Below are 24941 nucleotides of genomic sequence, written 5' to 3' on the forward strand. Positions count from 1 at the left end.
TGGATTAAAGGGGTGCATATCGAAAGTTGTAAAAGAGAAAGCTAAATTGAACTTAACTTAATCTGTTAAATATTAAAATGAACAACATATAAATCAGAGCACAAAATTATTAATGGAAACTTATCTTAACAAGCCTCTAGTATCTATAATAATTCCCACATATAATCGAGCAAGCCTTATAGAAGAAACCCTGAACTCAATAATAGATCAAACTTTTCAAAACTGGGAATGTCTAGTAATTGATGATGGCAGCACAGATACTACAGAAGAGGTTATGAAAAAATATGTTTGCGCAGATAAACGAATTCACTATTATTCCAAACCTGTGGATCTGTTAAGAGGTGGAAATGCAGCTAGGAATTATGGTTTCAAAATGAGTAGAGGTGAATATATCCACTGGTTTGATAGTGACGATTTGATGGATAAATACAATTTGGATAAAAAGGTTTTGTATTTAAATAGCAATATGAACTGTGATTACTGTATTTGCAAAGTGGCCAATTTTGAAGTTATCAACGGGAAAGAAGTAACCTATTTGAAACAAGAAGATTTAAAAATTTCTAAGGACTTATATGAGGATTACGTACTAGGAAAAATTTCCATTTTGAATGTGACACCTATGTGGAGAAGGAAAATTTTTAATTCTGAGGAACTTTACGACGAAAAAATATTTCAATTACAGGATCTTGATTTTTACTCCAGAATAATTTTTAAGAACAAGAGTGTTGGGATCATTAATGAAACTTTAATATACGTGAGACGTAATAACGATTCTATTTCGACTCAAAACAAAACAACAGATATAAAGGTAAATTCTTTTCTGGAAGTAAAAAGAAGAATAATTGAACGCACACCTCATAATAAAAAAATTATCCATTATACTGTTAACACCGTGTTATGGGCAATGAGATGGAATATGGCTGTTAGAAGATATCACGATGCCAGAATCTGCTTATATTTTTGTTTGTCACACTTGAATAAGTTATCACCTGGTAAAAAGCTGAACCTTCTGAAGGTCTCATTTTTCTTTTTCCTATTTAAAAAATTAGGCAAAGGAGATACAAAATTTAAGTTTCTTTTAAAGCTTTAATGCTTTTAGGTTCTTTCAATATAAATCACGAAACACAATCCAGCCTTTGGTAAAAGGGCAGGGCCTAAATTGAACAGATCAAATTTTTTTAAAGTACATGAAAATCCTGATGCTTTCCATTTTCGCTCCTCATTTTTTCAACTGGACTGAACAGCTGAAAGATTCCGGATATGAAGTATATTGGTTCGATATTTTTGATTCCAACACTAGGGTAGAGCAGATTGATTTTGTAGAACAGATCATCGGCTGGCGTTATAAATGGAATTATCCTTGTAGATACCGCCTTAAAAAAAATGCTCCGGCCTTGACCGGGTTCATCAATATATTTAATGAACGCGATTTCCAAAAGCATTTAGAAAAGCAAATAGAGAAAATCGAACCTGATGTGATCCACAGTTTTGTCATGTACCTGTCTGGCGTGCCTGCTTTGCCGGTGATGAAGAAATTTCCACATATTAAATGGGTTTATTCTTCCTGGGGAAGTGATATGTACTACTATCAAAGACAACCGGAACACCTAGAAGGAATGAGAAAAACATTACCTTACATGGACTATATGTTTGCCGATTGCCAGCGCGATTATAATCTTGCAAAAAGCCATGGTTTTAAAGGAAAATTTATGGGAGTTTTTCCCGGTGGTGGTGGTTTTGATTCTAAAGTGTTTGATTCTTATATTAAGAGGCAGGAGAGCAGGAATATAATTTTAATAAAAGGATACCAGGGGCTGCACGGTAAATGTATATCTGTTTTAGAAGCTGTTCAAAAATTAGAAAAATATTTGAAAAGTTACAGCATCGTAGTTTTCGGAGCACCACAGGAGGTTTTTGAATATGTAGAGACTCGTTCTTTAAAAGATTTTACAAATCTGCAAGTATATGGGAAAATACCGCAGCAGAAACTTATAGAATTAATGGGACAGTCCTTGATCTATATAGGGAATAGCAGTTCTGACGGAATACCCAATACCCTGCTAGAAGCTATTGTGATGGGCATATTTCCTATACAATCTAATCCCGGTGGTGCCACTGCAGAGATAATTGAACATAAAAAAAACGGATTAATAATAACAAATTGGGAGAATATCAACGAAATATCTAATTTATTATTAGAGGCTATAAAAAATCAAAGTTTAAGAGAGAAAGCCATCACATGGAATTTAATAAATGTTAAACCCAGATTGAAAAGAGAAGAATTGAAAAATAAAGTTCTTAAAAAGTATAAATTAATTGAAAGTGAAATAAAGTAGATCCTTTAGACCTTAATTTATACAAGTATTTAAACGAAAATGACAGGGAAGCAAAGAAAATTAGTCAATAGAATTATTGCAAAGGTTTACCATCTTACCAAAAGTGAAAAAATTCGATTAGCGTTACTTAATGTAAACACGAAGTTTTTCATTGACTGGAACAATAATATCGAGTATGATCCCACTAATAAGCTCTTTTGGCTGAAGAACGGTAAAAAATATTTGCTACCGGTAGAGAAACCTTATTTTGATTTTAATGAAAAAATTATTGAACGAAGAGTATTAGAAATCTTCTGTCCAAAGTATATTCCGAAAAAAGGAGATGTGATTATAAACGTTGGGGCAGGGATTGGGGAAGAACTGTATTTTTTTCAAAAAAAAATCGAGAAAAAAGGAAGGATATATAACATTGAGGCTAGCCCTTCTAGTTTTAGCAAGCTAGAAATTTTATGTCGAAAAAATAATTATTTACAATGCCGCAATTTCAACTGTGCAATCTCGAATAGCAACGGGGAAATATGGATTGAAGAGGGTCCAGATTATCTGAAAAACAAGATTAATAATAATGCGAAAGGAATAAAGATACCTTGTTATTCCCTGGACCAATTTATCGCGGATAATAGTATAACATATGTTGATTTCCTAAAAGTAAACATTGAGGGTGCTGAATTTCAGATGATTGAAGGGATGAAGGATTCAATAGATATTATCGAAAATATTGCAATTTCCTGTCATGATTTTCTCTTAAAAAATAATCGATATGAGATTATAGAAAAAGTGAAAAGTTTTTTAATTGCCCACAGTTTTACGGTTTTTCAAAAAAGTACTGGAAATGAAATTTTAGATAGTTGGTTGTTTGCTAAGAAAACTAATGGAACAATTTAATTAATCTAACATGATTACTATAGTATACGCCCATCGAAACCGGGATACCAAAAGAATAGAAGTATCTTTCAAATCTTTGCAACAACAAAAACTTCAGAATTTTGAAGTAATCTTTGTGGATTATGGGAGCGAACGCCATCTGGTTAAAGATTTGGAAACTTTATCAGGTCAATTCGATTTTGTGAAATTTTTTCATTTGCCTGTGTCACAGCTGTTATGGAATAAAAGTAAGGGGCTTAACTATGGAATTAAAAAGGCAAGCGGTGATTATATTTTTATTGCGGATATAGACTTAGTTTTTCATCCGGAAACTACTAAACTTCTTGAGCAAATAAAATCTCCTGCCAAATTTCAATTATTTAAACTTGGATATTTAGGTAAAGGAGAATCAAAAACACTTTCAGAAGGCTATAAATTTGAAGTATTAAAGGCAAAAAGTTTTGGCGGAGTTAACGGTATGATACTAACTTCTCGGGAAAGCCTTTTTAAAATAGACGGATTGGATGAATTCTTTCACTTCTACGGAGCAGAGGATGAAGATCTTTTTGCCCGCCTGGAAAATATAGGACTAAAGAGAGAACATTGCGAAAAGTCATATTTTATTCATCAATGGCATCAAAGTTTTTCCGGTTCAGAAGATAAATTGCTTACCGGAAATCCTCGAGTCAAGAATATTAAGAGAATCAACCAACGGCATTTTTTACAAAACAGGGAAAAAGGTGTTGTAAAACCGTTGCGTCAAATTGGAATGGGAGAGATAATAAATCCTGTTCTTTCCCGTAAGTTAAAGAGACCTGATCTAATAGTCAAAACTCCTAATGTTTTGGCTCACGTAGAACATCTTTTACGAGAAGAATTACCTTCCCTTCAAAATAAGGTAATTAGGATTGAATTTTTTGAAGCTGTTTATTATTCCTCCCTAAAACACAGGATTAAAAAATTGCTGGGAAAACAAACCCAGCCCTATATTTCTATGAAGGAAGTTAATGACATGGTTCTTAAAGAAATCCTTTTTAATTATCGGGACCACAATTATTCTTTTAGGATAAATGAGGATCTGAAAAATATTGTTTTTTGTATACAAGTATGAATCAGACCAAAAAAATTAAAGCGATTTATGAAACTTTTTGTCATGCCGAAGGGAATCAACATATTGCCGGTGAATATGCGATTTTAAAACTGGCTGAAATTATTAAAGCATTCAAGGTTAAGAACGTCCTTGAAGTAGGATTGGGAATTGGGAGCATAGCAGGCAGTATATTAAAAGCAACAAAGGCAGATGAAATAAATCGATATGAAGGAATTGAAAATAATGCCTTTTGCCTGACTTCATTGCCTGCTAATTTGGAAGCTGAGTACAAAAGACTTTCTATTTACCCCGACCTAAATTCTGTACCTGACAAATATCTTTATGATCTCATAATCATAGATGGGACTGATACCAATCTTGTTAAAATTAGATCCCTTATTTCAAAACACGGAGTTATTGCTATTGAAGGGGACCGTTCGATACAGCAAAAATTATTACAGGATCTTTTTCCCGGTCACTTAACTGTTCACACAATAAGTAAAGAAAAGAATAAAAGTTACAGTCCTTTTCCTGTTCAGCACTGGCAGAGCGGATTAAAAATTATATTTATAGAGCCTACAGTACATCAATATTTATGGTGTTATAAGGAGAAAATCTCTACCAAGGTTAAAAACTTATACAGATTAAGTAAATATTGAAAGTGTTAATTTGTTATAAAGCCCCTCAATTTGAAGATCCTCGTTCATAAAAGAGCACAAGTTCCTGTCAAAGTTATTTCTTCTAACGGGGAAGAGACAGTCCTGGAAAGCACCACATGTACTGCTGCTTTATGGGAACTCGCCGGCCGTTTCCCTCATGAACTTATCGGCTGGTGCGAGGAGGCTTATTCGCAGCAACTGGATCTTACAAAATGGAATGATATTTTTCACCACAATTTGATCATGGCATCCTATGCGGTGGACTCTACTTTTTTACCTGAGAGTATAGGTTACGTAGAGCAGCTGCCATTCGCCAATCTTAATCGTGAGGTACTTTATGGCACCTGGAGAATGAGCAGGGATGTAGGAGGGATATATGGAAAGGTATTGCTGCGGTTTAAGCCTTTAATGAACCAGGTCAAAGATTTTGAATACCTCTTAAATTCCGTTGCAAAACTTGGGCAGCAGAATTCTCTTTTCTGCTACAGTGCTCCCGGCCTGGTAAAGGAACCTCCGGCTAAACCTGTAATACATACCGCTTCCCGACAACAACTTTTCAGTTTTGTTTATCAGCATTATAACTCTGTATGGTTGCTGATCCTTATTTGGTGCATTTATAAATATGAGAGAAAGTTTCCCGTTAAATCCTTCCTTAAGGGAGTTAAAACAGAGAAATATTTTCAGAAAAAAGTGGATCTCTCGGAAATTCCTATCTCTTCCTGCAGATTTTCAGAAGTTTCAGAGGCAATAGATGTGATCATTCCCACCATGGGTAGGCGGGAGCATTTGTACAATGTGCTAAAAGATTTTTCAGAACAAACGCTACTTCCACGAAAACTTATCATCGTAGAACAAAATCCTGATTTAAATTCTGGTTCTGATCTTGATTACCTGGAAAAGGAAAAGTGGCCATTTGAGATCCTTCACCATTTCATTCACCGCACAGGGGCATGTAACGCTCGTAACCTGGCTCTGGCTGAGACTGCCGCCGATTGGGTATTCTTTTCTGACGATGACCAGCGATTTGAAAAAGATTTACTGGAAAGTATTTTTAAGGAAATTAAAAAATTCGGAGTTGATGGTTTAACTACCAGTTATTTGCAATCCGGAGAAAAAAAGAATTTTACGGTACCAAAACAATGGGGTACTTTTGGTGCCGGAAATAGTGTGGTACTTGGAGAATTCGCCCGAAAGGTAAAATTCTCCCCTGCATTCGAGCATGGGTATGGAGAAGATATGGATTACGGAATGCAGTTGCGCAACCTTGGTTGCGATATCATATATCATCCCGGTCTTATTATTCATCATCTTAAGGCAGAGACCGGAGGCTTTCGGGAAAAAACCAATATGGATTGGGAAATGGAGCATATTAAACCAAAACCTTCCCCCACTCTAATGGCTTATGCGCTAAAATACTATTCAAAAGAGCAGCTAATGGGGTTCAGGACTTCTCTGCTTCTCAAATACTACAATAAACAATCTGTCAAAAATCCTTTTAGGTATAACAGGGAAATGCGAGAAAGCTGGAAGAAGAGTAAAAGGTGGGCAAAGAAATTGTTGCTGCTGGAAGGAACCTTTAATCAGAGAGCAGTATGAAATCTGGGTTGATCATTTGTACCTATCAGCGACCGGAGGCGATAATAAAATTGCTGCTTTCCGTTAGGGAGCAAACCCGTTATCCCGATCAAATTTTGGTTATAGATGGTTCCCTGGATGATCGAACTGAAAATGTATTGCAGCAGCAGGAATTTTCCAGGCTGGAGTATTTTAAAGTGGGTAAAGAGAATAGAGGTTTAACGAGACAGCGGAATTTTGGGATCTCTAAATTAAGTCCGGAAATTGAAATAGTCTTTTTCCTGGATGATGATGTGATCATAAGCTCAAAATATTTTGAGGAGATCCTGGGTACTTATAAAAATTTTCCTGAGGCATTGGGGGTTTCAGGTTATACCATAAACGAAACTGAATGGAAAGCAGTGGAGGAAAATTACAAACCAACTTCCGGGGAATTTATGTTTGACGGATGGGTGCGAAAAGAAGGCAGCAGGTTTTTGTTGCGTCGTAAGTTCGGGCTTCAACCCGATGAACCACCTGGTTATATGCCCGAATTTTCTCATGGTTATTCTGCCGGCTTTCTACCTCCCTCGGGAAAAACTTATGAAGTAGAAATGCTAATGGGAGGTATTGCTTCTTACCGGAAACAGGTTTTTTCAGAATTCCGGTTTTCACCTTTCTTTGAAGGATACGGTCTTTATGAAGACGCCGATTTTTCTCTTAGAGTCTCCAGGAAAGGGAAACTTTATGTGAATACAGCAGCAAAACTGGAGCATTATCACGATGAAGCGGGTAGGCCTGACAAATTCAGGTATGGGAAAATGGTTCTTAGAAATGGCTGGTATGTATGGAGGCTAAGGCATGCAAAGCCTTCCTCAAAAGCCATACTGAAGTGGCACGGCACCTCTTTTTTGCTTACTTTGGTGCGCCTTGGGAACGTTTTTAATACCTCGAAAAAAAAAGAAGCTTTGACAGAAAGTCTCGGCAGGATCGCAGGATGGTGGAGTTTATTGCTGGAGCGGCCGGGTACAAAATTTAAAAATTCCGTAGAATAGGCATGGATTTAAAATCACTCTTCAGATCACGGAATTATCAGCATTTCTATCACAGGATAAAACCCTTTCCTGCTTCAGTAAAAAAAGAAGCGCTTGACTACTCAGGTTTTGAGGATCTAAATGACCTAATTGAATATCTTGAGATAAAAAGTTATAAAAAGATCGTGGTTGTGGCCAGTGGCCCTTCTGCCTCGAAAATAAACTATGACCAGGAGAACCTCTATTTTGCTTGTAATGATTCTCTAAGACTGGTGCAGGATCTTCCTCATGTGTATATGCTTTACGACATGTTTTACCTTACCAGGTATTTAAAGACAAATGAAGGCGGAAGTGGCTGGAAAGGGAGTATCTTCTGGTATAACTACAACAACCCTCACTCCCACAAGATCTACAGGCTTACCCGTAAATATTTAAATTACTATTCCAGGAAAAAAAGGGAGTTTTTAATTACCAATAAGGCCGGGGAGGATTTACAACCTGTTTATGGCCAGGTGGAATCGCTACTACAGGAAGTTTTTGATTACAGGCACTACAGGGTAAATTCAGGTTTTAATACCCTTGTGTTTGCTGCTTTAATGGCACATCTTGAAAATAAACCCCTGGAAGTATATGGTCTTGACATGGGCATTGGTGGGAATAAATATTTTAATAAAGATTCTCCCCTGGGGCGCAGTGTGAAGTCCCAAAAAAACAGGGAACTTGTGGGAGTGTTCCTTGATAAACTATATAAGAGTAAAGTTGAGACAATGAATTTCTCTAATTTTCAGGGGAATGTTAAGGGTTAGGCTTTAAATCCGGAGAGAAAATGAAGAGAGGAAGGCTGTTTTTCCTGGGATTCTTAGGAATTTTGCTGATAATCATTCTAATAATGAACTACAGATATCCTTTTATGGTTGCCCGGGGAGGAAACTGGTCGGTAGGATATCAGGAAGCCTCTCAGATTTCCGGTTTTAATTTTAGGCCCATTAATATAATTACCCACCAGGAGGTGAACAGGCTAACCGAAGAAGAAACAGCCTATATAGCCGATCCTTTTTTTATAAGAAATCAGGACACATTTTACCTTTATGTCGAGATCAAAGGGATAGACAATGCAAATATTGCCCTTTTCACTTCTAAAGATGGAGTAGATTATAGCTATGCAGGAATTGTTCTGGATGAAAGTTTTCACCTTTCTTATCCTCAGGTCTTCCGTCATGAGGAGAATTATTACATGTTGCCTGAAACCAAAGGCTCAAACCAGGTGCTTCTCTATAAAGCTGAAAAATTCCCCTATTCCTGGCAAGTTGAGGATACATTAATTAAAGATAGGGCTTTAAAGGATGCTTCCATTCTTTTAAGTGATGAACTTAACCTCCTGGTGGCAGTAGATGACGATCTAAAGCAGGTAATGTTCAGGGCAGACTCCCTTTTTGGAAAGTGGAATGAAGTAAAGGAATTTGAACCTCGCTGGGGGAATGAAAGCCGGCCGGGTGGAAGATTTGTTTCAATTGATAAAGACTGGTATCTTCCTCTTCAAAACCATACAGAAGGCTACGGTACCGGAATCTCATTATATAAACTGCTTATTACTTCGGAAGACTATAAATTTGAATTGGTAAATGAACTACTCCTGAAACCCCAGAAAGAAATTAATTGGTTTAAGAGAGGAATGCACCACCTGGATGTGCAGCAAATGCCTGAAGGGGGTTACTATATGGTTTATGATGGTGATATGAGCATTGGAGATGACAGGGAACTTCAGTGGAAAAGATCTGTAAAATGGAACCTTGTGGATCTATACAATTACTTGCAGTTTTAATTGGAAAAAGTTCTTAATTGGAACTAAGATTATGAAACAGAAGAAGAGGCCAACAGTAAATCAATTACAGCGGGAATTTTATGATTCCAAGAAGAAAAATTTACCCACTCGGCTGTGGTCTTACCTGAGGAATGGAGCTCTTAACCGTATCAAGAAGAAGGTAGGTATCGAAGCCGATATTTATAAGCTGCATAAATCGTGGTTTGGAGATCTCTCCGAAAAGAAAGTACTGGACCTGGGTTGTTATGCGGGGAATTCCCTTAGTTTTTACCTGGCTGAAAATTCGAAAAGTTATCTGGCCATAGATCTTAGTCCCAAAGGGATCGGGAACCTGGACAGGCGCCTTAAGAATATTCCAGGCGCCCGGGCAGAAGTAATGGATTTTCTTTCTGAAGCTTTTGAAGAAAAGGATTTTGATCTTATTTATGCTTATGGTGTGTTGCACCATTTTAAAGATGTAGATCAACTTATCCTGAAACTAAAGGAAAAGCTTAATCAAAACGGAATAATTGTAAGTCATGATCCTCTGGAAACAAGTTTACCTATTAAGACAATCCGCAGGATTTATCGTCCTTTCCAAAGTGACCGGGCCTGGGAATGGCCTTTTAATAGAAAAACTTACTACAGTTTTGCAAAGGAATTTCAAATCGTCGAAAGAAGGGCGGTTCTGGGAAAGACCAAGTGGACGACCTTGCTCAATGTTCTGCCGGTGCCTGAAGAGAAAAAAATAAAGAAAGCAACCCTATGGCATCGTGAAGATTGGGAGCGTTCGGCAAGAGATGATGAATATATGTTCAGCTGTATGCATTTGAGCATGCTGATGCAAAAAAGGATTAGATGAGGTTTTCGATCTTTTCTCATGTGGAACATATTGAGCGGGAGGGGAGATATTATGCTTACGCCCCTTACGTGCGGGAGATGAATATCTGGCTGAAGCATGTGGAAGAGGTGGAAGTTGTTGGGCCAGCCCCCCGGTCCCCGAAGGGGGAGTTCACAGGGAAAGAATTGTATAGGCATAAAAACTTTACTCTTACCAGAATATCCTCATTTCATTTTTTGAACCTGATAGGTGCAGTAAAGGCTATTTTAAAAATTCCATATATACTCTACAAGATATTGGGAGCAATGAAGAGGGCAGATCATTTGCACTTGCGCTGTCCCGGGAATATTGGACTTCTTGCGTGTATTTGCCAGATTTTTTTTCCATCTAAACCAAAATCTGCCAAGTATGCCGGAAACTGGGATCCGGAGGCGAAACAACCCTTTAGCTACAGGTTTCAAAAATGGCTTTTAAGCAATACATTTTTGACCCGGAATATGCAGGTGCTGGTATATGGGGAATGGCCGGGGCAGTCAAAAAATGTTGTTCCTTTTTTCACAGCTTCGTTTTCTGAGCAGGAAAAAGCTGAGGTGCCAAAAAAGGTATTTTCGGAACCTTTTATTTTCTTGTTTGTAGGCAACCTGGTGGAGGGAAAGCGGCCACTGGAGGCAATTAAACTCGTTGAAGAATTAAATTATAGAGTAAGAGAAGGCACGGATCAGGAGATCCGCGCCAGCCACGTTAGGATTAAACTGGAACTTTATGGCGATGGCCCGGAAAGGAAGAAGCTGGAAACTTACGTCAGAGAGAACCTTTTAGAGAACTTTATTAGTTTCAGGGGAAACAGGCTTTTAGAAGATTTAAAAGAAGCTTATCAAAAAGCACATTTTGTAATCCTGCCCTCAAGATCTGAAGGTTGGCCCAAAGCCATTTCTGAAGGTATGTTCTTTGGCTGCATTCCAATTGCCACTCCCGTTAGTTGTGTGCCGTGGATGCTCGACTACGGTAGTAGGGGAGTATTATTAGAGGATCTAAGCCAAAGGCTAACAGCTAACGGCCAAAAGTTAAATAAGAGTGTACAGAGGGCAGAGGACAGAGGACAGGATGTCCTGAAAATTGCACAATTATTAGCTGATCAGGAAGAAATGGAGAAAATGTCTGAGGAGTCAAAAAAATGGAGTCAGCATTATACGTTGGAGAGGTTTGAGGAGGCGATAAAGAAAGTGCTTTTACATCCTAATGAGGAGGTAAGTATTTCTAAAGGGAAGCTTTCCCCGGCTCCCTTTAGGGACGGGGTAAAACGGGGAAAGAGGGAAGAATAAGAATGAAGCATTAGTGAAAAAGCACTTCGACCATCCCCTCCTTCAGTCGGGGAGCTCAGTGTGACATTCGTAAGAAAAACGGTAATCAGTAAACAGTAAACAGAAAAATGCGAGTATTACAGCTAATCGACAGCCTAAGGCCCGGCGGCGCCGAAAAAATGTCTGTAACCTACGCAAACGCTTTGGCGACCCAGATAGATGCATCTTTTCTGTGTTGCACCCGAATGGAGGGTCTGCTGAAAAAGCAATTAGCCCCCGAAGTAGGTTATTTATTCCTTAATAAAACCGGAACCTTTGACCTTAGAGCTTTCCTGAAGTTGAAGAAATTTGTAAAAGAAAATAAGGTAGATATCATACAGGCCCATGGTAGCTCATGGTTCATGGGGGTACTTCTAAAAATATCTCTTCCGAAATTAAAGCTGGTGTGGCATGATCATTATGGGGCAAGGGCAGAGAAAGATCTGAGACCGGGGTTATTATCCATATTTTCCGAGTATTTCGACGGAATTATTAGTGTGAACCTACAACTTAAGGAGTGGGCAGAGAGAAACCTTCATTGTAATAAAATTGCTTTTATACCTAATTTTGCTTCCTTTGGAGGAAGAGAGCCTAAGGATAATAATCTTCAAATTAGAGAAGGTTTTAAAATTATTCATCTGGCTAATTTAAAACCACCCAAAGACCACCTGAATCTTTTGAAGGCTTTCGGGAAGTTATCACAGGTCAATACATCAGTAAGCCTTCATTTAATAGGGAAAGAGGAGAATAATTTTTATTCCCAGGAATTAAGAAAGTTTATTAAAGAAAATGGTCTTGAAGATAAAATCTATTTTTACGGTGAAAGGGAAGAGATAATGAATCTTTTGCAACAGGCTGATCTTGGGGTGCTATCTTCTTCCTCGGAAGGCTTACCCGTTGCCCTCCTGGAGTATGGTTTTGCAGGTTTACCTGTGGTTTGTACAAAAGTGGGAGAATGTGAGTCTGTAGTCGGAACAGCGGGGGTATTAGTTCCCCCGAATGATCCGGAAGCCCTATTTTTGGCTCTTAAATCATATGTGGAAAATGAAGTTGAAAGAAGGAAAGATTCCGTAGCTTTCCAAAAAAGGGTTTTTGAAACTTATTCAGAAAAGCAGGTATTAAAACAGCTTTTGAGCTTCATGAGAGATTTGTGATCAGATCATTCGGAATGAAAAATAGGTTGCAGGTTAAAAAGACAAAGTGAGATATAAGAGACCATCCAGAGTAGTGCAAAACCTTTTACAGGTGGAGTATATCAAATTGGTGTTGCTACATTTGGCAATAGCTTTTGCTATTTATTTATACGAGCCTCTCTCTATGCTCTATTCACTATCAGTTTTTGCTTACTCTATCTTTACTATCCTACAGAAAAAAAATAAGAATAACGAAGCTTTAATGGCCGCTGCTTACATTGCCGGCGTTGAGATATTCTGGAGAATGACGGGAGGGGTCGTTTTTTATGAAACCGGTAAATATGCAGTTATTGTTTTTCTGCTAATAGGAATGCTTTTTAAAGGAACTTCGGCGAAGACCACGCCTTTTTGGCTCTATCTATTGATCCTGGTACCCGGTATTGTGATTGCTTCTCTGAACCCCGACTATGATGAGGTATTTAGGAAAGCTGTGGCATTTAACTTGAGTGGGCCTGTATGCCTGGGGGTTTCTGCCTTATATTGTTATTATAAGAAAATTTCTAAAAAAAATTTTCAAAAAGTACTTTTAATGTTACTGCTGCCTATAATAACAAACATGTTCTATTTGTTTTTCTATACTCCAAGTCTACAGGAAATGGTTATAAATATTGGAGCCAACTATGCAGCCACTGGAGGCTATGGGCCCAACCAGATAGCCACTATTATGGGAATGGGAAGTTTATTGTTGGTCATTCGACTTTTCGATGTAAAGGGTAAATGGGTCAATCTCATTGACCTTGGTTTATTAGGTATGATGAGTTATAGAGCAATAATTACATTTTCGAGAGGAGGAATAGTAACTGCTTTAATATGTGCGGCGGCTTTTATATTTCTGCTATACTACAAGAAGGGTCGTAGGGAGCAGAAACAACTGCAAATTAAAATTATTTTTTTAGTAGGAGTTCTTTTTGCTTCATGGGCTTTATCGGCTGCCGGAAGTTCCGGGTTAATAGTGAACCGATGGACGGGGAAAGACGCAAGGGGTAGAGAGAAGGAAGATTTGACTACGGGAAGAGTAGATCTTTTGTCGACTGAACTTGAAGCCTTCTATCATAATCCGGTAGTCGGTGTTGGGGTGGGAAAAGCCAAATCTTATAGAGAAAAAGAGTTGGGAGAAGAAATTGCTACTCATAGCGAAGTGAGTAGACTTCTTTCAGAACACGGCCTTTTAGGTCTCCTGGGGGTAACAATCTTAGTTGTTGTACCTATGCTCTTCTGGCTGAAGTTTAAAAATAATTACTTCTTTCTTTGTTTTATGTTATTCTGGTTCCTTACGGTAAACCATTCTGCCATGAGAATTGCCCTTCCGGCGTTTGTATACGGGCTGGCATTACTGTATATAGTTGAAGATAAGAGAGCTGTAGGGAGAAATGTAATAAAAGAAAGAAAACCGGGCCCAGTTTTGAGTTCTCAGTTTTGAGTTCTCAGTTGTGAGTTCTCAGTTGTGAGTTCTCAGTTGTGAGTTCTCAGTTGTGAGTTCTCAGTTGTGAGTTCTCAGTTGTGAGTTCTCAGTTGTGAGTTCTCAGTTGTGAGTTCTCAGTTGTGAGTTCTCAGTTGTGAGTTCTCAGTTGTGAGTTCTCAGTTGTGAGTTCTCAGTTGTGAGTTCTCAGTTGTGAGTTCTCAGTTGTGAGTTCTCAGTTGTGAGTTCTCAGTTGTGAGTTCTCAGTTGTGAGTTCTCAGTTGTGAGTTCTCAGTTGTGAGTTCTCAGTTGTGAGTTCTCAGTTGTGAGTTCTCAGTTGTGAGTTCTCAGTTGTGAGTTCTCAGTTGTGAGTTCTCAGTTGTGAGTTCTCAGTTGTGAGTTCTCAGTTGTGAGTTCTCAGTTGTGAGTTCTCAGTTGTGAGTTCTCAGTTGTGAGTTCTCAGTTGTGAGTTCTCAGTTGTGAGTTCTCAGTTGTGAGTTCTCAGTTGTGAGTTCTCAGTTGTGAGTTCTCAGTTGTGAGTTCTCAGTTGAAAAACTTCGCTTCGCTCAGTTTTCTTAACTTTAATTCAAGGTTTTCTAAAACTGACAACCGATAACCGATAACCGACAACCGAAAGACATGAAAAGCTACAAGGATCTCGACATTTACAATTTGGCTTTTGCCTATGCTATTGAAGTACATAAAGTTTCGCTGAAATTGCCAAAGTTCGAACTGTACGAACAGGGGAGTCAAGTGAGGAGATCTTCGAAGAGTGTGAAGGATAATATTGTAGAGGGATATGGTAGAAGAACTTATAAACAGGATTTTATTAGATTCCTTACCTACAGTCACGCCTCTCTTCTGGAATGTCTGTCCCAGTTAGAAATGATCGATGAACTTTATGAAATCTCAGAAATAAAAGAATTACGCAGTAAATATGATCTATTAGGAGGTAAGATATTTTCTTTCATCCAGTATGTGGAAAAAAATTGGAAAAGCTGATTAGTAACGTCATGGAAATTGATAACCGACAACCGACAACCGACAACCGACAACTCCTGAAAAATCTAATCTACATAGGTAACCAACTATCAACCCGGGGCGGCACTCCCACCTCAATAGACACGCTGACCCCTTTATTAAGAGAAGAAGGTTTTGATGTAAAAACAGCTTCGGCTAAAAAGAACAAACTCCTTCGCCTGATAGAAATGCTTCTGTTAGTGTACAGGAACAAAAGAACTACCCGCTTCGTCCTCATAGATACCTACAGCACGCAAAATTTCTGGTATGCTTATGCAGTTGCCAGCCTCTGCCAAAAGTTGCATCTTAAATACATTCCCATCCTCCACGGAGGTGAACTTCCCACCCGACTCGAAAATTCTCCTAAGGTGTCAAAAAAGGTATTTGAGAAGGCATTTTTAAATGTGGCTCCGTCACTGTACCTAAACACTGTTTTTCAGCAAAAAGGGTTTTTTAATGTTCAATATATTCCCAACAGTATCCACCTCGAAAATTATCCTTTTAAAGAAAGAAATCAACTTCGTCCCAGGTTACTGTGGGTAAGAGCATTTGCTGAGATTTATAACCCGCTGCAGGCAGTAAAGGTTCTGGAGCTGCTGTTGCCTGATTATCCTGATGCCGAACTTTGTATGGTAGGTCCGGTAAAAGATGATTCCTGGCAGAATTGTATTCGCTACTCCAGGCTGCACAGCCTGCCGGTTCGTTTCATGGGAAGGTTACCCAAAGAAGAATGGATTGCATTATCTAAAGCATACGATATTTTTTTAAACACTACCAACATAGATAATACCCCTGTAAGTGTCATAGAAGCCATGGCCCTGGGTTTACCCGTAGTTTCCACCAATGTCGGCGGACTCCCATACCTCATTTCTGCCGATATAGATGGAATTCTGGTGCCACCAAATGATCCTGAACGAATGGCTGCTGCAGTGAAAAATATACTCCAGAACTCGGAAAGATCACTCGAAAGAACCAAAGTAGCCCGGCAAAAGGTGGTAGCTTTTGATTGGGAGAGGGTGAGAATATTGTGGAAAGAAGTGTTAGCCAGGTAAGATTGCAAAAGGCAAAAGTTATGAGTTATAGCGTTATGAATTAAGTTTGAAGCCAAGAACCAGGACATATCAATTGTCAGTTATTATCTCCCAGCCTAAATTAGTATCCTTTGATCTGCGGGATTTTGGCAGAACTACAGTCAGGTTAAGCTCTCCGATAGCGTAGATTTACAATCCGTGCCAAATTACCCTTGTTACTATTCCAGGAAGTTTTTCGAACAATGCGTTTTCAATACCTGCTTTTGGGTTACCAATATGGGCTTGAAGATTTTCAAAGAAATTTGAATTTTAAATCCTCAATCTTAAATCCAGTTGGCGCAGATTTGCAATCCGTGCCGGTTTTTCTTTCTATATTTCTTCCGAAGAAGCCTTGCTAACACTCCAAAAATGTCATTTTTAGAACCCTGTTTTGAATTTTTACAAAGATAAAGTTCCTGCTGGCTATTTCGGAAGGACCGTGCCACTGATTTCGGTTCAAACAGTGCCACTTTAAAAGATCATGCAATTATATAAAAAATTAATGTTACTCGTTTTTCAGAACTCCTTTTCTTAATGATTCTCCTTTGAGATCTATCCTATGTGAGGAGTTTACTATCCTGTCCAGGATTGCATCAGCAATAGTTCCTTCCCCTATAATATCGTACCATGCAGATACCGGTATTTGAGAGGATAATATGGTAGATGTTTTATTGTATCGGTCATCGATTATATCCATTAAGGTCTCTCTTGCATGATTGTCGAAGGCTTGAAGTCCAAAATCATCAAGGATGAGCAGATCTGCTTTAAGTAGTTTATTTAATTCTTTGAGATAGGTTCCATCAATTTTACTGAGTTTTAACTTCTTAAATAGACGGGCAGTGTTTGAGTAGATGGTTTTATATTCCATCATGCAGGCCTGATGACCTAAGGCCTGTGCTAAATAACTTTTGCCTACTCCGGAGGCACCGGTCAGTATAAGGTTTTCCTTTTTAGCTATAAAATCCAGGGATCCCAGACGAACAAACATGTTCTTGTCGAGGTTACGATTGGAAGAATAGTTCACTTCAGCAAGACTTGCTTTCTGCCTAAAGTTTGCCTGTTTAAAAAGACGATCTATCTTCCGGTTCTGGCGATCCTCCCACTCATGGTCTGTGAGTAGTGCCAGATATTCATCGGCAGTGATATCGTTTAATTGGTTGTTCTTTACATGCTGAAGGTGTAGCTGAGCCATAGCCCCCAGTCGCATTTGTTTTAATTTTTCAATAGTCTGATTGTTATTCATATTTCTGGATTAAAATGATTTATTGATAAGCAGCGGCACCTCTGATGTTTTGATGGGATGGGATATGAGTTTTATCTTCTTCAAGATCCTGATAAAAAAGAGAGCTTTGGTCAAGGTTGTTCTTTAGGATATTCTTGATACGCATATAAGAAGTCGCATCTGCCTGTAAAGCTCTTTTACAAGCATTATCAAGTCTTTTAGAACCGTAAGACTTATGGAGCTGGATAAGGCCCATCACCCGCTTATAGCCTGTTTCAGGATACTCACTGTCAGCAAGTATCTTTTCTACACAATTCACTACGTGAGCTCCGTGAGGAGCGGCTTTGTTTTTAAAGTATTCAGGACTCCAGGAGGTATAACCTTTATGGGTGCTACTTAAATGATCTGTATTTGTATTGTAGCTTCCTTTACTTGGATTTCGATGATGCAGGGCTATTCGAACGTGATTGTAATAAACCTCGACCACAGTTTTGGTATAATGGATCAGGGTCTTTTTACCGATGTAGCGGTAGGGAACACTGTAGTAGCTTTTATCTGGAGAGAAGTATACATATCCCATCTTTTGCACCTTTGCCCGTTTATAGTCTTTGATTTCATAGGCAGATGTTGGCAGGGGTTTTAAGTACTCACGTTCTACTGATTGAAACAGTTCTCTACGGCTGGCTTCCTTTCGCTGGAACAGTAGATTATTATAGCCAACAAGTAAGCGCTTTATCTCCCGGTTTAGATCCTGTAAAGAGAAGAAGGTCATCTCCCGCAGGGGATAGTAAATACGCTGATAAACAAGATGCACTGCATTCTCCACCAGAGCTTTATCCTGCGGTGCATAACTGCGGGTGGGATTGATCACACAGTTATAATGGCGAGCAAAATCTTTAAAGCTCCGATTGATCTCCGGCTCATATTTGCTGGCTCTGGTCACTGCAGATTTTAAGTTGTCTGAGACTATGGCTTTTGGAACACCTCCATAAAACTGTAATGCATTACCACAAGAAGTAATAAGATCCTCCCGTTTTTGGCTTAAGCTAGCCTCTACGTAAGTATACTGGCTGTTGGGAAGAATTGCTATAAATACCTCTACAGGAATGACTTCTCCGGTTTCTTTATTAACGACATGTAATTTTTTACCCGCATAGTCAATGTACATTTCATTACCGGCTTCATGTTCGAGTTTCATGGAACCTTTGACCTTGGCATATTTACGCCGATAATGCTCCATAAACTGCGTATAGCTGTACGGCTGGGAAGCCTGCTGCGCATATTCCTGATAATGGTACAGAAAAGTAAACCCAGGATGATTCCGGGCCTTATTGACCCCCTCAAAATATAGCATCAGTTCATCATGCCGCTCATTATCAATAGTAGTATGTGAAGGAAAAAGCGCACTCAGATGTGCATTGTCAAAGGAAAGTAGTTCTTTAAATGAATAGTCACTGGCCGTGAAAAATTTCATATAGCTGTTGACCGTGTTGCGGGAGATGCCTAGAGTGGTAGCTATCTTACGATTGCTAAAACCATCCAGGCTCAAGGTAATAATTTGTTTTAAGTCCATCGGATCAAGGGTGTTGGCCATATCTTATTACAGTTTTGCAACAAGATATTACTTGATCTTTCAAAGTGGCACAAAACGAACCGATACGACTGGCACAATTTGAGCCGTTATGACTTTCAGTATTGCCAAAAAGTGGCACAATTCAAACCGAAATACCTGGCACTAACCGACCGAAATCACTGGCACAATTCGAACCGAAATAGCCACCTGCAAAAAGGTGCCGGGGAAATCCCTTGTAAGCCGAACTCTTCCTTATATTTACACCCTAAAAATCCCTGCATGCCACATAAAAACAAAATGCATTTCGAGATCTCCGAGCGCAAAATCTTTCTGCGTATCTTCGATATTCTCTGGGTGCTTTTGGCATTATACGTTGTAGGAATTCTTTTTCGGGTAGAATACTTCAATATTGAGCAGAGTTCCTGGCATTGGGCTATAGTGCTGGCAATCTACTTGAACCTGTTCTGCGGCATTTTTGAACTCTATGATCTGCAAAAGGCCAGTAGCTACTATAGAGTACTTAAAAATGTGGTTTTAGCGACCTGGGCCGTAGTATTGTTCTATTTGATGACCCCCGTTTTTACACCCGTACTACCCGACAACCGCTTACAAATTCTATATTTTTTTCTTACAATTTGTTTTACCCTACTGCTGTGGCGGTTCTCCTACATTGCACTTATTTCTACGCCCAGGTTTTATCGAAGGGTTTTAATTATTGGGGAACCATTGGAAGTTGAACTCGTAGCCCTGCACCTGCAGCGATCCGATCCCAATTACAATATTGTGGGCCTGGTGAATCCCGGTGGTGGTGATGTGATTAATTCTGAAAAATTGGGCTTAGAAGATTTTTCAGGAACAAACCTCTCAGAAGTTGTACGGGAGCAGAATATCGATGAGATCCTCATTTCTGATGTCAATTCTACGGCTGAAGGTTTTTATAGTCAGGTTCTTATTCTTCTCAAAAATGGCTTTCCGGTGAAAGATTTTAATGAGGTGTATGAAGATAAAACTCACCGCATTCCGGTGCAGCATATTGAACGTAATTTTTACCAGTTCTTTCCTCTAAGCCGCAGTAACGATAACAAATTTTACCTGTTTTTTCACAGGCTTTTTGATATCCTTGTTTCTATCATTGGGATTATTATAGGCGCCCTTTTGTTGCCTTTTATTTACTTCGGAAATATGATAGCAAATAAAGGCTCATTGTTTTACCAGCAGGAAAGGATTGGCAGGAGTGGTGAAACGTTCAAAATACTGAAGTTTCGTACAATGCGCTATAATGCTGAACCTGATGGGGCCGTGTGGGCCACTAAGAATGATGTGCGTATCACCCGCTTCGGAAAATTTCTTCGTCGTTCAAGACTGGATGAATTTCCGCAGTTTTACAATATTTTGAAAGGGGAAATGAGCCTTATTGGTCCCCGACCTGAAAGACCTGTATTTGTAAAAGAATTATCTGAATTAATCCCCTTTTACGATACCCGCCATTTCATCAAACCTGGTCTCACCGGTTGGGCACAGGTGATGACCGATTATGCCGACAGCCACGCCGATAGCCTGGAAAAGCTGCAGTATGATCTTTATTATATCAAGCACCGTAATATCTTTCTCGATATTACCATTCTTACTAAAACGCTCAGTACGGTTATATTTTTCAGAGGACAATGATCTTCTTAAAATATTGAATTGAGAGCAAATTTGAATAGCGCACAATAGTTTATGAAATTAGCTGAATTCCTACATACTCTGGTCGATTTTTCTGAAGAGGAACTTGAAGATATCCTGTCTCATTTTGAGAGGAAAGAGGTGTCAAAGAATGAGATACTGGTGGAACAGGGCAAAATATGCCGAAATTTATATTTCGTTGAAAAAGGAATCGCCAGAAATTATTATCTCAATAGCGACGGCAAAGAGATCACGCAGTTGTTCTTTGGAGAAGGCAGGTTCATGTCAAGCCTGGAGAGCTTTTTCCAGGAGAGCCCCAGTACCTATTATCTTGAAATTCTCGAAGATTCTGTAATCCTGTCTATCACCAAAGAGCAGTTGGACCTCCTTTTTGACAGGTACCATAAAATGGAAAGGCTGGGGCGGCTTTTGGCTACTGAAATGCTTACTAAAGTAGTTCATAAAATCAATGCCATACAGTTCCAGTCCGCCCGGGAAAGGTATGACTTCATGCTTTCAGAATACCCCGATATTACTTACCGTGTGCCGCTGGGACTTATTGCTTCTTACCTTGGAATGTCCCAGGAAACCTTAAGCCGCATCAGGAAAAAAAAGTTATAGCCTTTACTTATGCTATCCGCTTTTTGATTTAGGTCAAAAGAAAGACCGCTATTCAACCGGATCTTTGCACCCTAATTTAAAGAACTAAGAATGCAAAGAAAATGGATAGGTGTAAGTGCCTTTTTTATATTCCTCATGGGGTTACTTCCCACTCCAGGTAGTGCCCAACAATTGGAACCACAGCTGATGGAACTCATTGAAAAAGGCCTGAACAAAAACCATGAACTTAATCAAAATGAGATAGAGGCCCAACAGGCCGTAATTGATCAAAAACTTGCCAGATCGGTATTTCTTCCCAAGATCACTGTGAATGGAAATTACACCAGACTTGATGATGACCTCAGGTTTGACAGCGATACCGAAACTTTGCTCCTGGGAACTCAAAAGTTGCTTATAAAAGAAGCCGTGGGGCTACCGTTTAATGCTGGTTTTCCTGAGGGACTTCCGGTAAAGGATGTCCCGGCTATTCAGCAGAAGAACATTTTAAAATCCTCAGTAGATGTCGACTGGGTCTTATTCAGCGGCTTTCAGGCTTCAGGCGCACTTAAAGCCAGTAAACATAAGGAAGCATCCATAAATTTTGCAGGCTCAGCCCTTCAGGATAAAATAGCTCTTAAAATCATTGAGACCTATGATCAACTGGCGTTGGTGAACGCTTCAGAAAAAGTTTTAAAGACTTCCGAAGAATATCTTGCACAACAAAACCTGTATGTTAACAAAGCTATTGAGAATGGTCTGGCCACCCCTATAGAACGCAAGAAGATCGAACTCGCAAAACAACAGCTTATAGGTAAACAGCTGGAATTTGAACAAAACCGCACTTTGCTTCTGGAGGTCTTGCAGCAGCTTACAGGGGTGGATACAGAACAATTAGAAATGCTTACTCCACAACTTGTGCCCTTTAATGTGGTGAAAGAAGAACCTGTAGAAAAACGGGATGAAGTTAAAGCCCTGGAAGAAGCTGAAAAAGCCAGCCTTAGCAAAGCGAAAATGGAAAGAAATAATTTCATTCCCAAGTTAGCTTTAAAAGGACATTATGAGTTATTGGAAGATGACCTTTCTCTTCTAGATCCACGATGGTACGTAGGGGTAGGGGTGAAGTGGAATCTTTTCGACGGGAACCAGGCTAACCTTAAAAGTAAGCAGTCAAAATTTGAAGCTCTTAAATACAGGGAAAAGCTGAAGGAGGCTGAAGAAATGATTGCTCTCTCTATTACTAAAGCAGAACTCAACCTTGCAGCTGCCCGGCAGAACACGCAAATCGTACAAAAGGAGATCGACCTTGCCGCAGAAACTTATGAAATGGTGAACAAGCAGTACCGCAATGATCTTGCATCGGTTAGCGATGTACTTGATGCCCTCAGAGACCTTGAACAGGCAGGATTCCACTTACAGGAATCTATTTTTAAGGAGCGAAGGGCAATGATTGATCTCCGTCACGCCAAAGGTCAGTTGGAATACTAAAAAAATAAAAAAGAAACGATGAACTTATATAGTAGAATTATTGTGAGCATTATCGCTGTTATCAGCCTTGGTTCCTGTAACAATGATGAGAAAATCCCGGCTCTTAGAGGGAAAGTGAAATTTGAAACCATTGCTGTTAGCGGTAAACTTCCCGGCAGGATCATAGAAATTTCTGTGGAAGAAGGCCAGGAAGTAAAAAAAGGAGATACCCTGGCATTCATTGATATTCCTGAAGTGAATGCAAAGATAAAGCAAGCCGAAGGTGCTGTTACAGCAGCCCGTGGTCAACTGGACATGGCGTTTAATGGAGCGACTTTAGAGCAGCTTGAGCAAATTAAAGGACAGCTCAATGCAGGGAAGGCACAATTTGATTTTGCAAAGGAATCTTTTAAAAGGATTGAGGCCATGTACCAGGATTCTCTGGTAAGCCGGCAACAATATGATGAAGTGAAAATGAAGCTGGGAATGGCCCGGGCACAGGTAGATGCCCTGCAGGCAAAACAGCAGGAAGTAGAAAAAGGTGCCCGCACAGAACAAATCAACCAGGCACAGGGACAGTTAGACAGGGCATTGGGATCAAAAGAAGAGGTGATGAGTGCATCTATGGAGCAATACCTCATTGCACCCAAAGATATGACCATTGAAACTGTGAGTTTAAGTGAAGGAGAATTACTTACTCCCGGCTATCCATTATTCAACGGGTACGAAAAAAACAGTATGTACTTCAGGTTTAGTATCCCCGAATCCCAGGTCTACGACTTTAAAGTGGGAGACGTTTTAACGGTAGTCAACCCATACACCAAAGAAGAAATATCTTCACGCCTTGTTGCGGTGAAACAGCTTGCACACTACTCAGATATTTCCAGTACAGCACCAATGTATCAACTTTCGGAACCGGTATATGAATTAAAACTGGTTCCTGAAAGTACTGCGGCCGCAAACTATTTTATGAACAGCACCATCATATTAAAACACTAAAATGAAGGATTTTAAGAGATTGCTAAAAATAGAATTCCGGCGCATATTTTCAAACAAAGTGCTGCTTGCCATCTTTTTTGGAGCTCCTGTGCTGTACGGGTTTTTACTCGGTTATGTTTACAGCCAGGCTAAGGTGATCAACCTTCCCATTATCATAGTAGATGAAGATCATTCCCCGGTTAGTGATAGGCTCATAGATGCTTTTGAAGATAATGAGGCCATAAAGGTGAGCGATGTAAGATATACCCCCGGAAAGATTCAAAGTGAAATGCCTTTAAATGAATATATTGCTGTAGTGAATATCCCAAAAGGCTTTGAAGCTGCAATCCTGCAAAAAAGGCATCCTGAAGTTAGGGTAGATCTCAATATGGTGAATATCCTTAATGCCAATACCGCAAGTAAGAATATTCAGGCGGTTCTAATGACCATGAATGCAGGTATAGAGATTGAGGGTTTGAAAAAACAGGGTATGCCACCCGCTCTGGCGCTTGAAGCCTATGAGAGCTTCAGCATCAACTTTAATAAGATGTACAATGCTACCGGGAATTATCTCACTTTTATGCTCCCGGGACTGTTGGCGGCCATTATGCAGCAAGTAATATTTTTAGCTTTAGCCCTTGTTTTTGCAAGAGATTTTGAAGATGGATATTTTCGTGAACTTGCCGGCAGGCATAAATGGGCATTTTATCATATTGTTCTAAAGGCTGTTCCTTTCCTGATCCTGATTCCTTTTATGTGGGCTGTGGTAAGCCGGTTTCTGCCTTACTTCAGGATAGAGGCGGAGATCTTTAGTATCCCCATGCTAATCTTAACCACCTTATTGACACTGGCTTCAATGGGAATTGGAATGTTGTTCTCAATGGTATTTCCTAACCAGTTGAAGGCTACAGAGCTTCTTATGGTGATCTCTACACCTGCATTTATTTTAAGCGGCTTTACCTGGCCTTCTTTGGCAATGCCCCCTGCAATAACTGCTTTTGCTGAAATTATTCCCGTTACTCATTTTCTGAATGGCTTCCGGAAGGTGGCTTTTTACGGCGGCGGAATATCCTCCATCTCCCATGAAATCTTTATGTTGCTCCTGATCTTTACAGGAAGCCTGTTTGCAATGCTTGTTCTCCTACAGTTGAAGATTAAAAAAAGCAGGAAGAATGCTCTCGTTACCTCTGAAGAAAACTTTCCCGGCGAGAAATAAATTATTTGTAATAAAAGATTCC

22 protein-coding genes are annotated in these 24941 nt (G+C 39.4%); 20 read left to right on the plus strand and 2 right to left on the minus strand.

Translation table 11 applies throughout. The features are described 5' to 3' along the window. Positions 1 to 112: 112 nt before the first annotated feature. The 15 genes from VS868_RS12665 (at position 113) to VS868_RS12735 (ending at position 16183) form a co-directional block, all read left to right on the plus strand. A complete protein-coding gene (locus VS868_RS12665; RefSeq protein WP_345598014.1) occupies positions 113 to 1090 on the plus strand; it encodes a glycosyltransferase family A protein in 978 nt (325 codons plus the stop codon). Between the two features lie 97 nt (positions 1091 to 1187). After that, positions 1188 to 2336, plus strand: coding sequence for a glycosyltransferase family 4 protein (locus VS868_RS12670; RefSeq protein WP_345598016.1), 1149 nt, complete (start codon positions 1188 to 1190; stop codon positions 2334 to 2336). Positions 2337 to 2375: 39 nt separating this feature from the next. Continuing rightward, on the plus strand, positions 2376 to 3221 hold the full coding sequence (locus VS868_RS12675) for an FkbM family methyltransferase (RefSeq protein ID WP_345598018.1): 846 nt from the start codon (positions 2376 to 2378) through the stop codon (positions 3219 to 3221). 10 nt (positions 3222 to 3231) lie between these two features. Further along, positions 3232 to 4311: a glycosyltransferase family 2 protein gene (locus VS868_RS12680; RefSeq protein WP_345598020.1), complete on the plus strand. Its 1080-nt coding sequence runs from the start codon at positions 3232 to 3234 to the stop codon at positions 4309 to 4311. Beyond that, positions 4308 to 4949 carry a hypothetical protein gene (locus tag VS868_RS12685; protein WP_345598022.1) on the plus strand — a complete coding sequence of 214 codons (642 nt, stop codon included), beginning with the start codon at positions 4308 to 4310 and terminating at the stop codon, positions 4947 to 4949. The genes VS868_RS12680 and VS868_RS12685 overlap by 4 nt, the downstream gene beginning before the upstream one ends. 30 nt (positions 4950 to 4979) lie before the next feature. After that, positions 4980 to 6545: a glycosyltransferase family A protein gene (locus VS868_RS12690; RefSeq protein ID WP_345598025.1), complete on the plus strand. Its 1566-nt coding sequence runs from the start codon at positions 4980 to 4982 to the stop codon at positions 6543 to 6545. Then, complete coding sequence (locus VS868_RS12695; protein ID WP_345598027.1) at positions 6542 to 7558, plus strand: glycosyltransferase family A protein; 1017 nt, start codon at positions 6542 to 6544, stop codon at positions 7556 to 7558. The genes VS868_RS12690 and VS868_RS12695 overlap by 4 nt, the downstream gene beginning before the upstream one ends. Before the next feature lie 2 nt (positions 7559 to 7560). Continuing rightward, positions 7561 to 8343: a hypothetical protein gene (locus tag VS868_RS12700; RefSeq protein WP_345598029.1), complete on the plus strand. Its 783-nt coding sequence runs from the start codon at positions 7561 to 7563 to the stop codon at positions 8341 to 8343. A gap of 83 nt (positions 8344 to 8426) precedes the next feature. After that, entirely contained in the window at positions 8427 to 9359 is a 933-nt protein-coding gene (locus VS868_RS12705; RefSeq protein ID WP_345598031.1) for a hypothetical protein, read from the plus strand. 31 nt (positions 9360 to 9390) lie between these two features. After that, positions 9391 to 10200, plus strand: a complete 810-nt coding sequence (locus VS868_RS12710) for a class I SAM-dependent methyltransferase (RefSeq protein ID WP_345598033.1) — start codon at positions 9391 to 9393, stop codon at positions 10198 to 10200. Further along, on the plus strand, positions 10197 to 11501 hold the full coding sequence (locus VS868_RS12715) for a glycosyltransferase (protein WP_345598035.1): 1305 nt from the start codon (positions 10197 to 10199) through the stop codon (positions 11499 to 11501). The genes VS868_RS12710 and VS868_RS12715 overlap by 4 nt, the downstream gene beginning before the upstream one ends. A gap of 107 nt (positions 11502 to 11608) precedes the next feature. Beyond that, on the plus strand, positions 11609 to 12673 hold the full coding sequence (locus VS868_RS12720; protein ID WP_345598037.1) for a glycosyltransferase: 1065 nt from the start codon (positions 11609 to 11611) through the stop codon (positions 12671 to 12673). A 46-nt stretch (positions 12674 to 12719) separates the two neighbouring features. Beyond that, entirely contained in the window at positions 12720 to 14132 is a 1413-nt protein-coding gene (locus tag VS868_RS12725; RefSeq protein WP_345598039.1) for an O-antigen ligase family protein, read from the plus strand. Between the two features lie 618 nt (positions 14133 to 14750). Beyond that, on the plus strand, positions 14751 to 15113 hold the full coding sequence (locus VS868_RS12730; RefSeq protein ID WP_266068739.1) for a four helix bundle protein: 363 nt from the start codon (positions 14751 to 14753) through the stop codon (positions 15111 to 15113). Next, positions 15101 to 16183 carry a glycosyltransferase family 4 protein gene (locus VS868_RS12735; protein WP_345598043.1) on the plus strand — a complete coding sequence of 361 codons (1083 nt, stop codon included), beginning with the start codon at positions 15101 to 15103 and terminating at the stop codon, positions 16181 to 16183. Before VS868_RS12730 ends, VS868_RS12735 begins: the two co-directional genes overlap by 13 nt. Before the next feature lie 523 nt (positions 16184 to 16706). On the opposite strand, the gene istB is transcribed toward VS868_RS12735, so the two are convergent. Then, on the minus strand, positions 16707 to 17444 hold the full coding sequence (gene istB, locus VS868_RS12740) for an IS21-like element helper ATPase IstB (RefSeq protein WP_345597689.1): 738 nt from the start codon (positions 17442 to 17444) through the stop codon (positions 16707 to 16709). 19 nt (positions 17445 to 17463) lie between these two features. Continuing rightward, on the minus strand, positions 17464 to 19017 hold the full coding sequence (istA, locus tag VS868_RS12745) for an IS21 family transposase (protein WP_345597691.1): 1554 nt from the start codon (positions 19015 to 19017) through the stop codon (positions 17464 to 17466). A gap of 258 nt (positions 19018 to 19275) precedes the next feature. Between istA and VS868_RS12750 the strand changes: the two genes are divergently transcribed. From VS868_RS12750 to VS868_RS12770, 5 genes are all read left to right on the plus strand, one after another. Continuing rightward, on the plus strand, positions 19276 to 20664 hold the full coding sequence (locus tag VS868_RS12750; RefSeq protein WP_266068741.1) for an exopolysaccharide biosynthesis polyprenyl glycosylphosphotransferase: 1389 nt from the start codon (positions 19276 to 19278) through the stop codon (positions 20662 to 20664). A 51-nt stretch (positions 20665 to 20715) separates the two neighbouring features. After that, complete coding sequence (locus VS868_RS12755; RefSeq protein ID WP_266068743.1) at positions 20716 to 21282, plus strand: Crp/Fnr family transcriptional regulator; 567 nt, start codon at positions 20716 to 20718, stop codon at positions 21280 to 21282. 90 nt (positions 21283 to 21372) lie between these two features. Continuing rightward, on the plus strand, positions 21373 to 22746 hold the full coding sequence (locus tag VS868_RS12760; protein ID WP_345598047.1) for a TolC family protein: 1374 nt from the start codon (positions 21373 to 21375) through the stop codon (positions 22744 to 22746). 18 nt (positions 22747 to 22764) lie between these two features. Next, positions 22765 to 23724, plus strand: a complete 960-nt coding sequence (locus VS868_RS12765) for a biotin/lipoyl-binding protein (RefSeq protein ID WP_266068745.1) — start codon at positions 22765 to 22767, stop codon at positions 23722 to 23724. 1 nt (position 23725) lies between these two features. Beyond that, a complete protein-coding gene (locus VS868_RS12770) occupies positions 23726 to 24919 on the plus strand; it encodes an ABC transporter permease (protein WP_345598049.1) in 1194 nt (397 codons plus the stop codon). Positions 24920 to 24941: the final 22 nt, after the last annotated feature.

Source organism: Salinimicrobium sp. 3283s (assembly GCF_039602225.1).
Lineage (GTDB): Bacteria > Bacteroidota > Bacteroidia > Flavobacteriales > Flavobacteriaceae > Salinimicrobium > Salinimicrobium profundisediminis.

Bases quoted from the DNA above. Each gene is read 5' to 3' on its own strand.
- VS868_RS12665 (WP_345598014.1), top strand. From the start codon at position 113: ATGGAAACTTATCTTAACAAGCCTCTAGTATCTATAATAATTCCCACA.
- VS868_RS12670 (WP_345598016.1), top strand. From the start codon at position 1,188: ATGAAAATCCTGATGCTTTCCATTTTCGCTCCTCATTTTTTCAACTGG.
- VS868_RS12675 (WP_345598018.1), top strand. From the start codon at position 2,376: ATGACAGGGAAGCAAAGAAAATTAGTCAATAGAATTATTGCAAAGGTT.
- VS868_RS12680 (WP_345598020.1), top strand. From the start codon at position 3,232: ATGATTACTATAGTATACGCCCATCGAAACCGGGATACCAAAAGAATA.
- VS868_RS12685 (WP_345598022.1), top strand. From the start codon at position 4,308: ATGAATCAGACCAAAAAAATTAAAGCGATTTATGAAACTTTTTGTCAT.
- VS868_RS12695 (WP_345598027.1), top strand. From the start codon at position 6,542: ATGAAATCTGGGTTGATCATTTGTACCTATCAGCGACCGGAGGCGATA.
- VS868_RS12700 (WP_345598029.1), top strand. From the start codon at position 7,561: ATGGATTTAAAATCACTCTTCAGATCACGGAATTATCAGCATTTCTAT.
- VS868_RS12705 (WP_345598031.1), top strand. From the start codon at position 8,427: ATGAACTACAGATATCCTTTTATGGTTGCCCGGGGAGGAAACTGGTCG.
- VS868_RS12710 (WP_345598033.1), top strand. From the start codon at position 9,391: ATGAAACAGAAGAAGAGGCCAACAGTAAATCAATTACAGCGGGAATTT.
- VS868_RS12715 (WP_345598035.1), top strand. From the start codon at position 10,197: ATGAGGTTTTCGATCTTTTCTCATGTGGAACATATTGAGCGGGAGGGG.
- VS868_RS12720 (WP_345598037.1), top strand. From the start codon at position 11,609: ATGCGAGTATTACAGCTAATCGACAGCCTAAGGCCCGGCGGCGCCGAA.
- VS868_RS12730 (WP_266068739.1), top strand. From the start codon at position 14,751: ATGAAAAGCTACAAGGATCTCGACATTTACAATTTGGCTTTTGCCTAT.
- istB (WP_345597689.1), bottom strand. From the start codon at position 17,444: ATGAATAACAATCAGACTATTGAAAAATTAAAACAAATGCGACTGGGG.
- istA (WP_345597691.1), bottom strand. From the start codon at position 19,017: ATGGCCAACACCCTTGATCCGATGGACTTAAAACAAATTATTACCTTG.
- VS868_RS12750 (WP_266068741.1), top strand. From the start codon at position 19,276: ATGCCACATAAAAACAAAATGCATTTCGAGATCTCCGAGCGCAAAATC.
- VS868_RS12755 (WP_266068743.1), top strand. From the start codon at position 20,716: ATGAAATTAGCTGAATTCCTACATACTCTGGTCGATTTTTCTGAAGAG.
- VS868_RS12760 (WP_345598047.1), top strand. From the start codon at position 21,373: ATGCAAAGAAAATGGATAGGTGTAAGTGCCTTTTTTATATTCCTCATG.
- VS868_RS12765 (WP_266068745.1), top strand. From the start codon at position 22,765: ATGAACTTATATAGTAGAATTATTGTGAGCATTATCGCTGTTATCAGC.
- VS868_RS12770 (WP_345598049.1), top strand. From the start codon at position 23,726: ATGAAGGATTTTAAGAGATTGCTAAAAATAGAATTCCGGCGCATATTT.